Genomic DNA, 14,137 nt, shown 5'->3' with positions numbered 1-14,137 from the left:
CGCCACCCAGCGGCGCAGCGGTTTCACGCATCTTGGCCTTGACCAGCGAATGGCCGGTTTTCCACATCAACGGTTTGCCGCCATGTTCTGCGATCCACGGCGCCAGATGACGCGTGCATTTGACGTCGTACAGGATCTCTTTGCCCGGATTGCGCGTCAACACATCTGCTGCAAACAGCATCAATTGACGATCCGGATAGATGATTTGGCCATCCTTGGTGACGACGCCCAGACGATCGCCGTCACCATCGAACGCCAATCCGATTTCAGCATCGGAATGCTGCAAGGCGCGAATCACATCTTGCAGATTTTCGGGATGTGCGGGATCGGGGTGATGGTTAGGGAAAGTGCCATCCACTTCGCAAAACAGCTCCTCCACTTCACAACCGAGCGCACGATACAGTTCACCCGCAAATGCACCGGCAACACCGTTGCCGCAGTCGACCACGATCTTCATCGGCCGCGCCAGCTTGGTGTCACTGACGATACGCTGCAAGTAGGCTTCCTGGATGTCGTGCTGGCGATAACTACCGCTTGACGCTGCCACGATAGCCTTGGTACTGCCATTGGCAATTGCTTGATAAAGTTGCTGGATGGTCTCGCCATAAATCGCCTCCCCGGCCAGAACCATCTTGAAACCGTTATAGTCAGGCGGATTGTGGCTGCCAGTGACCATGATTCCGGATTGTGCGTCGAGTACGTGAGTCGCAAAATACACCATGGGTGTCACCACTACACCAAGATCAATTACCTCTACGCCGGCATTTTGCAAACCGATTGCCAAAGCTGCGGACAGTTCAGATCCGGAAAGTCTCCCGTCGCGGCCAATAATTACGGTGTTTTCGCCTTTGGTACGAACAGCAACGCCAAACGCTTGGCCAATTTTCCGAGCAATACCAGCGTCTAGGGTGACGCCCACTACACCGCGGATGTCATAGGCCTTGAAAATGGAACTTGAAAGTGGGAGCATAATTTAGGAGAGAAAATAACGCGACTTGCGGCGGCAAGTTGTAACAGAGAAGATGCACATACTACATTGGCATACATTAATGAGGCATGTTATGGCAAGAGATATATACCCAAATTTGAGCATATATCTCCAGCTACCCATGTCAATTCTTTAGCCAGATAAAGTCTGCACAAACAATCAAGAGCAATAAAGTTTTCGCTTATACATGTATTGCATCCAAGGATTGGCCTGACGCAACCCACTCTTGAACCCACTTCGGTTGGCGACCACGACCAGTCCATTGCAATGCAGTATCTATCGGGTGCCGATAACGGACAGCAACTTTCGTCTTGGTCGCTGAATTTTTGTCACGAATTTGTGCGCCAAGCAAATCCTGCAGTGAAATGCCTGCACTTTGAGCGATAGCCAGGATTTGCTCGCGTGCTTTGACTTGCTCTTGTTGCTCGCGATCTTTTAACATCTGCGTAATTTGATCTTTCAATATGCGCAATTCGCTTATTGACAATTCAGATAAATTCATACCACCTCCGATAAGTAAAAATTCAACAATAATTTTTCGATAGTAATAATCATCACATATGAGTCAGATAAAAAATATCTGTGAAAATATAAATTTTTCGATTTACGCCATTTATATAAAATCCACGCATAAAACGGTAGCGTCGCATACAATCATATCCATATAGCCAATTATTATTTTAATACGTAATATCAATGAACATTAACTGAATATATAGAATATAAAAATATCTATCAATAAAAAGAAAATTATTTCTTTTTTCGTAAAATCATCCAACGAGGCACATTAAAACGAACAATTTGGACATATAGCCAAATATAAGTTATGATAAATATTAAACAAAAAGTGACCAAAATCCATTTATGCCCCCAGAACAATGTTGCTGGGATTACAGCCAAAAGCGATAATAGCCATAAATAAGGTGAGGTCATTGAATTTCGCCGCGTTAATGCTTTTGCATCTCGCCGCCCTATTGTCCGACGCACCAAACGTTTAAATACTAGCATATGTAAATGAATTCCATCCGGTAAGCCTGGTGAAACACCACGTACAAATTTTCTACGGTAAATTGAAAAGACCGTCTCAAATACAGGATAAATCAATAATAAAGCTGCATACCAGGCTGAAACGTGGGGGTTTCTAGCTATAAGCAATACAGTTAGTTCCCCTAACATAAATCCGATAAAATAAGCTCCACCGTCTCCTAAAAATATCAGACCATGAGGATAATTCCAAAGAAAGAAACCTGCAATTGCACCTATCATAATGAGGGCTGCTGTCATCACATAAACGTCACCAACTTGAAATGCAACATAAGCGAGAGAAAGAAGCATAAATATGGACACAACGCTTGCCAAACCATTAAAACCATCAATAATATTAATCGCGTTCACAATACCAGCGACAGCCAAGACAGTTACCGGCAAAGATATCCAGACATATTTCAGCCAGTTATCAAATAGATGAAAATCAACTCGTATTATTCCGGCATCCAATAGAAAATAACCAATGATAGCCGAAATCATCGTCAAGATCAGACGGCGTAATGGACTAACTCGTTTAGTAATATCCTCAACAATACCGCACCCAAAAGCTACGGATGCGGATATTATCAGTGTAAATACCCATGTACCCACTACAGGCACACGCCAATATACTATAGTGGCCCCTACTATAGCCGCAAAAAATATTGCCAATCCACCTATACGTGGCACTGGATGAGCATGTATCTTCTGCACGCCGCACAAATCGTAGTCCATCATTTTTTCATTATGATTGGAAAATTTTATAACAAGCAGTGTTGCGATTAATGCCGCGATAAAACTAACTATTATAGATAACATTGGCGGCCAATCAAAATCAGAGAGATATCGTTACGCAGGTGTAAATACATATCCAATGCTATTCCATTTTAAAATAACATTTAACATTAAATATATTGTCGAATTATATATTAAGAAAAAATTTCGGCTAACCATTCACGAAGGCTATACTTCTTATAAATTTCTTCATCAATGGAATGAAAAGGAGAAAATATGAAATCTTCAGGAATAATTGGCGAAAATCTATCAATTATAAGAATATTTTCCCTATGATAGAAATCATATACAGCGACATCAGAATTTGTTGTTATTAATTTCTTCTTCGCACCAAGGCATTCTATGGTTCGCATTGTCAATCCCGTTTGGCCAGGATGATGTATATCGACTATTGCCTTACTACGAGCGATCAGTTTCAGAGTGTCTTTTATACACAGGGAATCCCATTTAATATCGTGCCAAGGAATTTCTCTAAACTGTTTATTGAAAATTTTTTGTACTAGAAAAACCCATTTGCTCTGATAAAAAAAATGTGCATAGAGCCGAATATTGGCAATTTTAGCCATGACCGATATCCAGATTCTTTTCACTACTGCATATCGATCTGAATGTATTGATCCTAAAAATAGCAGATCAATATCAGTCATTTCTCTCAACTCGTCAGGCTTTACAAGGACCTCATATGCTCGAGAATAGAATAATGGTAAATGCCTGATATTTTTATTATTAATGCAGTCAAATCTGTCAAAACTATATATTTTATCGAAATATTGTAATTTTTCATGGCTGTTTTTAAAATTCTGCAAAGAGTCCCAAGTGTAATATAAAAATCTGGCATTTGGTAACACCTTCGTCAAGGCAATAATTTTTATACTTGGGAATGCCTCTCCCTTGATAACAAAAACAGTGTCGTATTTCACTATTTTTGCCTGCTCGACAATGCTATCAAAATAATCATTGATTATTCTCGTCACCAACTCAGGGCGAAAGCGGATCATTGCCTTCATCAACGCACTGGAAGACGGTCTATCGTCATACCAGGTTACCTTGCAACCGGCAGTTTCCAACTCGTACTGAATCTCTTTTTCATAACCAAAAAAACGGGGTGCTATGAACAGCACGCGCTGATCTGTTTGTATCATCTGCTTAAACCTGTTTGACTATGCGCGCCGGAATACCGACCACGGTGACCCCAGGAGGAACATCCTCGACAACAACGGCATTTGCTCCCACGCGGGCATTGTTTCCAATCGTCACGGCGCCGAGGACTTTTGCTCCCGCTCCCACAATTACATTGTCGCCAATATTAGGACGCGACAAGGCCGAATAATCGAGATCGATCTCACGCGCACCAAAAGTCACATTATGATAAATCGTCGCATTTTCTCCGATTTTATTCGCGCCGATGACTGTACCTTGCGTATGCGGAAAATACAGGCCTGGGCCGATTTCACAGCGGGCAGCGATCTCCAGGCCAAACAAAATGAAATTCGTGAGGGCGAATATCTTGGCTATTGGTGAAAGCTTATGCTGCAAGAGCCAATGGGAGAGACGGAACAAGACTACCGGCATGAATCTCGGCGAAAAGGAAGTTTTCAGCAAGCCAAACATGGTCAGCGGCTTGTCTACCTGGCCTGCCACATTATATTGACGCCGCAAGTCGGCAAACAAAAGTGCTTTCAAATTCATGACATCATCTTACGTTTCTTGAGTTCCGCATTGGCTTTGTCCAGTCCATCTTCCGGCAATGGTTGAGACAATACCCAGCTAGCGAATTCTTCCATTCCGCTCGTCAGGGAGATTTTCGGCTCGAATTTCAGTTTCGCCTTAATCTGAGTCAAATCCGCATAGCAATGGCGAATATCACCTAGACGATACTGCCCGGTAACCTCAGGCCGCACTTTCCCGTCGAAGGCATCAACCAGCATATTGGCGATTTCCAGTACGGAAGTGGGCTCGCCGGCACCAACGTTAAAGGTCCCGCCGTTAGCCTCCTCCATCAATAACGCCAATTCAATTGCCTGGACAATGTCTTTGACATGCACAAAGTCGCGGCTCTCCAAGCCATCTTCGAAAATCGGCAACGACATGCCCCGACGTATGCGCGTGGAAAAGATCGAAAGTATCCCGGTATATGGATTATTAAGGGATTGCCCTGCTCCGTATACATTCTGGAAACGCAAGATGGCCGTGCCGATACCCAGCGAATCCCCAGCTATGCGAATCAAGTCCTCTTGCGCATATTTGGTTGCTGCATAAATGGAAGCCGGGCTCGGCCGCGCCAGTTCTGGAGTAGGCACCGTAGAAATCGCATTCCCGCAATGCGGACAGACGGGGTTCCATTGATGGCTTTTCAGCTGGGTCGCGCTACGAGCACCTGGATAGACAAGCCCATGCGCTTTGCAATTATATGCCCCTTCCCCATAGATGGACCTGGACGATGCCAGAACGATTTTTTTAATCGAATGGAGAGTGTTCGCCAATATATCAAGCAGCTGGGCAGTGGCCTGGCTATTGATATTATTATAATGAGCAATCTGATACATGGACTGAGCAGTGCCGGTTTCAGCCGCAAGATGGACGACTGCATCCATGCCGTCCAATGCTGCTGTCAAGCCATTGCGATCACTAACGTCGCCACGGACGATTTCGACATTTCCCATATCCATCATACGATGATCGATGACGGGAATGACCCCATGGATCTGGGGACTTAAATTGTCAAATATGCGGATTTTATGCTGCTTCCCATTATTGAGTGAAAGCGCCAGATTGGTTCCAATAAATCCTAATCCGCCGGTGATAAGTATGTTCATATTAAGGCAATCAATTTAAAATCTCAACTACGACAGAAATGGCTTGTTTTCATATCCGGGCTATTTTTTTGATTTAAAAATATCCGTTTGATTTCTCAGCGAAGATACATGCGCAAGATATCTCATCAGGTTGAAATATCTTTCCGGTCCAATCACATAAAGCACAAAGCGCAACATTTTGAAAATAATCTTGATCTGCAACCCATAAAATTTCACATCATGAAAATTGTGTCTTTTTGCTGGAATATTACTGTTAACTAATAACCCATTCCTTTTTGCAAAATCTTTGACCGGTCCATTTTTTTCAAATGGATTCACAACGTCAGAAAACCGTTCCTGTCGTAATGCTGCATAAAACCGCCTTAATGCTGGGGTGATATAGGTACCATCATCGAAATAATCAAAACCATATTTTTGCTTGCTATACTTGTCCGATTCAGCTGCAATAAGTTTAGCAGCATATGCTTTGGCTACAAGCTCAAAGTCAGGACGGCTTCCCGCTGCAAACCGGTTTTGTTTTTGCGCAATGGTTTCGGGCTTCGATGTATTGAATGAGCTGAAATGAATAAAGCACAGCGGTACCTTGCCATTTACCAGCCATTGACTGTCTTCCAGGGAAAGATATCTTTCATGCAAATTCCAAAATGCAAGATTTAAACCTTCGTGATGCAATATTTTCAGATTCGGGAAATACGATGGTGCCAGGCTAACCCATTTCTGGTCTACTGCCAGGCCTGCCTGTGGTTCGTAAAATCCGTGTTCAAGGCAACGAGCTGACCACCAATCAAGAAATGCAAAAGCCTCATCGCATTTTGAAACCGCAGCGAAGCCCAGATTGAATGTACCAAATTTGAGGAACTCCAGATCATCCGGCTTGCACCCGTCCAGAATTGGCGTATTTGAATGCGGCGTCAAGACAATTGATGCATTTTTCAATCCATCAAATACGGGAGTCAATGGCGCAAATACCTCGATGTCTGGATCCAGGTAGATCACCGAATCATACTTCTCGAGCAGTACCTTCATAGCAGTGGGTTTAACGTTTGTATTGAATTCAATAACATCAAACGAAAAAGCTGCCTGGTGAAAATTCAATATTGGCAAATCCTCTGCCCAGATCATCTTCATTTCCGGGCGGCCTATGACGAAGTCGTCATTTTTCCTGTCGACAATAACAACATAGAATGCATGGTCTGGATGATGGCGTGAAAATGATTCATGCAGCACAAGTGCTTTTGCAAGATAATTAATCGAGCATATAGTTACAACGGCATTTTTTTGCATTGTTCAATCTCTTAAATTACATATCAGATCAAATAAGAACGATATCTTATAGACATGTTAAAAGGTGGTTTATTTACTAGAAAATTCACCGCAGAAATTATTATCATACTGCGAAAAATTCTCACATATCACATCTTTTCGCACATCAACATTATCCAAATGCATATCAAATATTAAACTGACAAATACATTTTGATAATTCAAAACCCAGATCTGATGCTCTGGATTCAAAGCTATTCTAATAAAGAATGTCGCGGAAAATAAAATTGTTATTAATGTTCTTTGTGCTATTTGTTTCACATTTTGGTCAGCTGAACTGGAATACACGCAAACAGCAAACGGGATGAATATTATCAAATAGTGCTCAAACCTGGTGAAAATTGCGAATATACGGAGCCATGGACCCAGAAAACACCAAAGAATTGCCATCGACCAAGCAAAAGAAAGCCATGCAACCCTTTGTCTTAAAACCGTTTTCCGATACCAGAGAAGAATACAGAACCCTAGCAAATAGGCAATCATTCCAACATTAATCAGCGATGAGCCGGACAATTGATCTGTTTCATAATATTCAAATTTCTCCTGCAGCCTAGATAATCCTATTAGGTTGAGAACCCCCAATTTCATCGCTACAACGACAATTCCGACCGAGCTTACAATTGCCAGCGATGTTAGAATAATTTCGTGCAATGACAGCGGTGCATTTTTCCTGCGCAAAACACGATTTATCACATAAAAAAACAACAGAGAAAAAAAAGCCGAGCTATGAAAGCCTGTAGAAAACACAATCAGGAAATAGGCCAGCCGCTTTCGATTATTTAGAAAATGAACCGCGGCCACCAAGCATATGCTAAGCGCGATAGCTTGCCGCAATTGTTCATGATACAACGTCCAGCCTTCAATCAGAAACAGGGTTATTAAGCATAAGCCGATCGATTCAATGCGTACTTTTTTTATCACCCACAGAAGACATAATATATTCACCAAGGCAATGGAAGCTACGAATCCTTCATATGGAATCCCGGCTCTAGAGAAAATCCACATCCAAATGGAAAATAACCATTCAAATCGCCCTAGGTAAATTACATTCAAGATACTGTTTTCGTCATTAAATCCACGGTAGACATTAATATAATTTATCCAGTCAGCACCGTTAAAGCGATTACCTCCCCAAATAACGAGCAATATCAAAAAGAAAAAAATATATCGATATTTTTTTAGTTTTTCTGAAAAATCAGAAAGACCAAGCAGCAATATCGAAATTACATAAAATATACCGGCGTTAATCATCAGTCACTATCAATCAAATCACATTTGCATTTTTATCAGATATTATTTCATCGACTTCAGCTACAATATATCAATCAAAATCTTCTTATTCTATGTCAAATTCTCGTATTTTCTCCATATTTTCCAGCCCGCCCAATTAATCCGTCCTTAATTCCAAACATCATCCATTTAAGATGTTCAAACTTGTTTTCAGAGAAAATTATATACGATAAAAATCTCTTAAAGAACTTAATACCGTCGGCAATTTTCCAACCTAATGGAATATAATTTGCTCGGTACATTAATATCGAATTTCGCATAATATAATAGTGCCGCAGTGGACTATGCAAAGACAATGTTTTTTTTCCAATTTTCACATAGCTATCACCAAAATTATGATTCATATGTGCATTGAAAACACCAAAGCTTTTATAGCCTTTCGCTCCCGCTCTCAGTCCCCATTCAATATCAACAAAATCAATGAAAAGATCCTCTCGCATCGCGCCAACTTTGTGGATGACAGCACACCGAATTAGTTGACCTGACGAAATCAGGCAAAGGGCTTCAGTATAGTTTTCAAAGTCGGGAGAAAATTTGTTCCTGATATGCCAACCTTCGAGCGATGTAAACGGGCTGATTTCTCCTGATTTGACATCAATATAACTGGGGCCAACCGCTGCAACTTCGTGGCCCAATTCAATCAAACGCGATTCCGCAAGCAGCAATTTCTCCAGCATGTCGTGTTCTGGTTCGCTATCTTGGTCAAATATGAGCACATGGGTCGCATCGTTTTTTATTGCCCATTCAATTCCGCGATTTTGCCCGCCTGCTATCCCTTCATTTTTCGGACTTGGAAGATAAAGCACATCTGCATCTTCAACGATATCGGCGACCGAGTTATTGCTTGCGTTATCTATAACGACTATCCATTTAACCTGTCGTTTGATTGCTGCAATTAGACGATTCAAAGCATCTTTTTCCGGATTATATGTAACTATTACCGCGCATACAGACTGGCCAGAATCAAATTTCTCGGGTCTCATCATAATTGGTTTTTACAAATCACTTGTATCTAGAAGGGAAAATCTGGAATGAAAAATATGCCAAGCATCGGAATGCCAACATGGCATTTAATCCGCCCATTTATTGTTATTGACAAATATGAACAATGCCAATGCATCCGATGCCGAGCGCAAACACCAAGCAATAGCTGCACCATTGATTCCGTACAACTTAATCAATATGAAGAGCAACGGCAAGTAAACGATCAATTCAGCTACATGAAACTTTGCAGTGATGTCTGATCTTCCCGCACCCTGTATAAACGCGAATGGAATGGCAGCAAGCCCATTTGCCAGTACTCCGACTGCCAATATTTGAAATACCCCAGTGCTTTCACTTGAAAATTTTTCTCCTAGCCACAAATGGAGTATCCAGCCCGCAAAAAGAATAACGAAAATTACTACTGGCAATATTGTATAAAGCACGTATTTGCAACTTTTCCAATACAGCACCATCGCGTCTTTGACATTTTTCTGCGCATTCAATGTTGCAAATTGCGGAAAACATACTCCGGCAATGGCAGCGGGCACTACTAATAGTTTAGTCACCATTTCATATGGCGTGGCATAATAAGCTACCGCAGCCATTGACAACATCATCCCGATAACGAAACGGTCCATCTGCACCATGATAGGACTGACAATATTACTGACTGTCATCCAGCCGCCGAATCGTAATAATTCAGGTATCACTTTTTTCGATAAGGTGAATTGTGTAAAGTTACCCAAGGAGCGATAACACAGGAGCAAAAATGCAACCACGGTAAAGGCGCGCACCAGCAGCAGAGAAAAGAAAATCGTGACAAGACTATTGGAAAACGGCAATACACAAAGGGGCGCAATAAACATCATCACGCCTAGCGGAATGCGGACCAGGTTTACCGACTTGAATTCGTGCTTGGCCTCCAGTACCCCGCGCAAGCCGGTTGCTATTAAAACCAAAGGGATCGATGGCGCCAGCATACTTAGGCTGCGCTGCGCTTCCGCCTGCAAATATACGGGTATCTTGAGGCCTGAATAGATTATCCAGTCGCTCAAGCCGACTATTAGCAAGCTCGCAATCATTCCGAGCACGAACATGACCGTCAAGCCAGTCCACATCAATGGCGGAACATCCTTCTCATTATTCGTCGCCAGCTTTTCGGAAATGATTTGCGTCAGCGCCCGTCCGATGCCTAGGTCAAAAAGGCTGAAATACCCGATCAGCATCCATGCAATCGTCAATATTCCGAAACGGTCGACTCCCAATCCCTTGATCAATAATGGGATAGATACAAGCGCTGCAATCAAAGGTGCAACCTGCCCTACCAAATTCCATCCAATATTATGAATAAATGTTCGATAAGATTTTATGTTGGATTTAGAATCTATTAGAACCAAGTTATCACCTTATTTTTTTCCTGAAATTGCATTATGTTTCTTCGGGGGGATTTTTATACACAATATCTACCCAGACCAGCAAGACACGATGGCCGACGCAATACCATCGGCCAATATCACGTCATTCCTGGCAGAGTCTCAAACCAGCTTCCCAAGATGGTAAGCCGCAAAAAGCTTCGATCAGCTTCTCACACGAGATAACTGAATACCCTGGCCGCTTTGCCGGTAATGGATATTCCTGAGTAGTTATCGCAGTGACGATGGGCTTCTTCGGCATGGTAGCGTTTGCCAATATCGCTTCAGTAAAACCAGCCCAGGTGGTCTGACCTTGCGCCGTCAGATGATATAAACCGCTCTTCTCCTGCCACCAGGCATTCTGATCCTGAGCGCTAAATGCTTGAGCCACAATATGTGCCGTGGTGTCGGCAATAGTCCGGCACCAGGTTGGCGCTCCGTGCTGGTCACCGACGATGCGCAATTCGCTACGGTCTTGCGCTAGCCGCAGCACCGTAAGCAAAAAATTCTTCCCGCGCGCGCCGTAGACCCAGCTGGTCCGCAAAATCAGATGCGGAATGCCTGCCACCTGGATTGCCTGCTCTCCCGCGAGCTTGCTTGCACCATATACATTGATCGGGCAGGTAGAATCACTCTCCGTGTAGGGAGTATTTTTGCTGCCGTCGAAGACATAGTCCGTGGAGTAATGGATCATCGCGGCACCCAGCTTGCGCGCTTCTTCCGCCATGACACCCGGCGCCTCGCCATTGACACGCATGGCCAGCTCGGAGTCCGTTTCGGCTTTGTCCACCGCCGTATAGGCAGCCGGATTGACGATCAGATTGGGCTTGATCGCGCGAATGACGTCCCTGACCTGGACCAGATCCGACAAATCCATCTGATTGCGATCCACAGCAATGACCTCGCCCAAGCCTTGCAAGCTGCGCTCCAATTCATAACCGACCTGGCCGGTTTTACCGGTGACGAGGATTTTCACCCGAAGACCTCTGCATCCGCCAGTAACTTCCCAACCTGGTCTTTCCCGGACAACAACGGTGTTCCAGCAATTGGCCAATCGATGCCAATGGCGGGATCGTTCCAGAGAATACTGCGTTCAAATTCGGGGGCCCAATAATCCGTGGTCTTGTACAAAAACTCTGCCGATTCGCTGGTGACCACAAAACCGTGGGCGAATCCCTCAGGAATCCATAATTGGCGCTTGTTTTCGGCCGAAAGCGTTACCCCGACCCATTGACCGAAAGTAGGTGAGCTTTTGCGTACATCGACAGCTACGTCAAACACTTCACCAGCCACTACACGTACGAGCTTGCCTTGAGGCTGGCGAATTTGATAATGCAATCCACGCAGCACGTTTTTGGCGGATTTTGAATGATTGTCTTGAACGAAACTCACGTTAAGGCCAGTTAACTCATTGAAACTGCGCTCGTTGAAACTCTCGTAAAAAAAACCACGATCATCGCCAAAAACCTTAGGTTCAAAAATCAACACTTCAGGAATATTTGTAGTTTGTACTTGCATGCTTAAAATACCTTATCTTTTAGTAAGCCCAGCAGATATTGGCCATACCCATTTTTCTTCAACGGTTGCGCCAGCAGTTCCAGTTGCACAGCGTCGATGTAGCCTTTGCGATAGGCAATCTCTTCCGGACAGGCGACTTTAAGACCTTGACGATTTTCAATAGTGGCAATGAATTGCCCGGCTTCCAGCAACGATTCGTGGGTGCCGGTATCCAGCCACGCCATACCGCGTCCCATCAATTCGACATTCAACCGATGGCGTTCGAGGTAGACACGGTTGACATCGGTAATCTCAAGCTCGCCGCGAGGAGATGGCTTGATATCGGCCGCGATATCACACACTTCGCTGTCATAAAAATACAACCCGGTTACCGCATAATGGGATTTCGGTTGCAAAGGCTTTTCCTCGATACTTATCGCGCGCCGCTGGTCATCAAATTCGACGACGCCGTAGCGTTCTGGATCATGAACGTGATAAGCAAATACGGTGGAACCCGCCGTGCGCGCCGAAGCTGCGCGTAGTTGATTTTCAAAATCGTGACCATAGTAGATGTTATCGCCCAAAATTAAAGCGGAGGGTGCATCACCGATAAATTCACGACCGATAATAAATGCTTGCGCCAGACCGTCCGGGGTTGGCTGCACGGCGTAGCTCAGTTCTATCCCCCATTGCCGTCCATCGCCCAGCAATTCTTTAAAACGCGGTGTGTCCTGCGGCGTCGAAATAATCAATATCTCGCGTATCCCTGCCAGCATCAATGTGGTCAGCGGATAATAGATCATCGGCTTGTCATATACCGGCAACAGCTGTTTGGAGACCGCCATCGTGACCGGATACAAACGGGTGCCGGAGCCCCCGGCAAGAATAATTCCTTTACGGTTTTGGGAGGGTGAGGCGCTCATTAAACACCTCCTGCTGCGTTCTCACGCAGCTCATAATTTTGCTCCACCCATTTTAGATAATCGCCCGACTGAACATTTTTTACCCAATCCTGATTATCCAGATACCACCTCACGGTCTTGCGAATCCCGGTATCAAAGGTTTCAACCGGCTTCCAGCCTAATTCACGTTCGATCTTGCGTGCATCAATGGCATAGCGGCGATCATGGCCCGGGCGGTCCGTGACGTAAGTAATCTGATCGCGGTAGCTGCCCGCTACTTTCGGATCCAATTCGTCGAGAATGTCGCACAACGTATGCACAACGTCGAGATTGGCCTTCTCATTCCAGCCGCCAACGTTATAAACTTCGCCCAATTTACCGGCTTCCAATACACGACGAATTGCCGCGCAATGATCGTTCACGTAAAGCCAGTCGCGCACTTGCTGTCCATCGCCATAAATTGGCAACGGCTTGCCGGCGCGGGCATTGGTGATAATCAATGGAATCAATTTTTCCGGGAAATGATAGGAGCCGTAATTGTTGGAGCAATTAGTAGTCAGCGTCGGCAATCCGTAGGTATGATGATATGAACGGACCAGATGATCCGATGCCGCCTTCGATGCCGAATAAGGGCTGTTGGGTGCGTATTGAGTTGTTTCAGTAAATGGCGCATCGTCCGGGCCGAGGGTGCCGTACACTTCATCGGTTGAAACGTGAAGAAAACGAAATGCTGCTTTCTCAACGTCAGGCAAAGCATTCCAGTAAGCGCGAGTTGCCTCAAGAAGGCCGAAGGTACCGTTGACATTTGTTTCCACAAAAGCGGCGGGTCCGTGAATCGAACGATCGACGTGACTTTCCGCTGCAAAATGAATAATTGCACGCGGCTTATGCTGGGCTAGCAAAGCGGCAACCTGAGCGGTATCGCCGATATCGCCTTGCACGAAAATATGGCGCGGATCCTGGCGAACGCTCGACAGATTATTTATGTTTCCCGCATAAGTCAGCTTATCGAAATTAATCACCGGCTCGTCATTCTGCGCCAGCCAGTCCAGTACGAAATTGGAACCGATAAAACCGGCCCCGCCAGTAACAAAGATCATGAGA

14 protein-coding genes are annotated in these 14,137 nt (G+C 44.4%); all 14 read right to left on the bottom strand.

Going from position 1 to position 14,137, the window contains the following annotated elements; translation table 11 throughout:
• Positions 1 to 970: phosphomannomutase/phosphoglucomutase (locus ABI171_RS24135; RefSeq protein WP_348095091.1), on the bottom strand; the 970-nt coding region annotated here is incomplete at its 3' end.
• A gap of 199 nt (positions 971 to 1,169) precedes the next feature.
• Complete coding sequence (locus ABI171_RS24130) at positions 1,170 to 1,490, bottom strand: H-NS histone family protein (RefSeq protein WP_348095090.1); 321 nt, start codon at positions 1,488 to 1,490, stop codon at positions 1,170 to 1,172.
• Positions 1,491 to 1,738: 248 nt separating this feature from the next.
• Positions 1,739 to 2,833, bottom strand: a complete 1,095-nt coding sequence (locus ABI171_RS24125) for a glycosyltransferase (protein ID WP_348095089.1) — start codon at positions 2,831 to 2,833, stop codon at positions 1,739 to 1,741.
• A 110-nt stretch (positions 2,834 to 2,943) separates the two neighbouring features.
• Positions 2,944 to 3,951: a hypothetical protein gene (locus tag ABI171_RS24120; protein WP_348095088.1), complete on the bottom strand. Its 1,008-nt coding sequence runs from the start codon at positions 3,949 to 3,951 to the stop codon at positions 2,944 to 2,946.
• Between the two features lie 4 nt (positions 3,952 to 3,955).
• Positions 3,956 to 4,498, bottom strand: coding sequence for a serine O-acetyltransferase (locus ABI171_RS24115; RefSeq protein ID WP_348095087.1), 543 nt, complete (start codon positions 4,496 to 4,498; stop codon positions 3,956 to 3,958).
• Complete coding sequence (locus ABI171_RS24110; protein WP_348095086.1) at positions 4,495 to 5,625, bottom strand: NAD-dependent epimerase/dehydratase family protein; 1,131 nt, start codon at positions 5,623 to 5,625, stop codon at positions 4,495 to 4,497. The genes ABI171_RS24115 and ABI171_RS24110 overlap by 4 nt, the downstream gene beginning before the upstream one ends.
• 60 nt (positions 5,626 to 5,685) lie before the next feature.
• A complete protein-coding gene (locus tag ABI171_RS24105) occupies positions 5,686 to 6,909 on the bottom strand; it encodes a glycosyl transferase (RefSeq protein WP_348095085.1) in 1,224 nt (407 codons plus the stop codon).
• A 69-nt stretch (positions 6,910 to 6,978) separates the two neighbouring features.
• On the bottom strand, positions 6,979 to 8,199 hold the full coding sequence (locus ABI171_RS24100) for an EpsG family protein (protein ID WP_348095084.1): 1,221 nt from the start codon (positions 8,197 to 8,199) through the stop codon (positions 6,979 to 6,981).
• A gap of 95 nt (positions 8,200 to 8,294) precedes the next feature.
• Complete coding sequence (locus ABI171_RS24095) at positions 8,295 to 9,224, bottom strand: glycosyltransferase family 2 protein (RefSeq protein ID WP_348095083.1); 930 nt, start codon at positions 9,222 to 9,224, stop codon at positions 8,295 to 8,297.
• Positions 9,225 to 9,308: 84 nt separating this feature from the next.
• Positions 9,309 to 10,619, bottom strand: a complete 1,311-nt coding sequence (locus ABI171_RS24090; RefSeq protein WP_348095082.1) for a flippase — start codon at positions 10,617 to 10,619, stop codon at positions 9,309 to 9,311.
• Positions 10,620 to 10,740: 121 nt separating this feature from the next.
• Positions 10,741 to 11,610: a dTDP-4-dehydrorhamnose reductase gene (gene rfbD / locus ABI171_RS24085; protein ID WP_348095081.1), complete on the bottom strand. Its 870-nt coding sequence runs from the start codon at positions 11,608 to 11,610 to the stop codon at positions 10,741 to 10,743.
• The gene (rfbC, locus tag ABI171_RS24080; protein ID WP_348095080.1) at positions 11,607 to 12,152 is read right to left on the bottom strand and encodes a dTDP-4-dehydrorhamnose 3,5-epimerase; all 546 of its coding nucleotides are present in this window, start codon (positions 12,150 to 12,152) and stop codon (positions 11,607 to 11,609) included. The genes rfbD and rfbC overlap by 4 nt, the downstream gene beginning before the upstream one ends.
• Positions 12,153 to 12,154: 2 nt before the next feature.
• Positions 12,155 to 13,054 (bottom strand): glucose-1-phosphate thymidylyltransferase RfbA, encoded by a 900-nt coding sequence (rfbA, locus tag ABI171_RS24075; RefSeq protein WP_348095079.1) that lies wholly within the window; start codon positions 13,052 to 13,054, stop codon positions 12,155 to 12,157.
• On the bottom strand, positions 13,054 to 14,133 hold the full coding sequence (rfbB, locus tag ABI171_RS24070; RefSeq protein WP_348095078.1) for a dTDP-glucose 4,6-dehydratase: 1,080 nt from the start codon (positions 14,131 to 14,133) through the stop codon (positions 13,054 to 13,056). Before rfbB ends, rfbA begins: the two co-directional genes overlap by 1 nt.
• Positions 14,134 to 14,137 lie beyond the last annotated feature (4 nt).

It is taken from the genome of Collimonas sp. (assembly GCF_039923675.1).
Classification (GTDB): Bacteria; Pseudomonadota; Gammaproteobacteria; order Burkholderiales; family Burkholderiaceae_D; genus Collimonas.
This window is presented reverse-complemented; position numbering and strand designations above follow the sequence as displayed.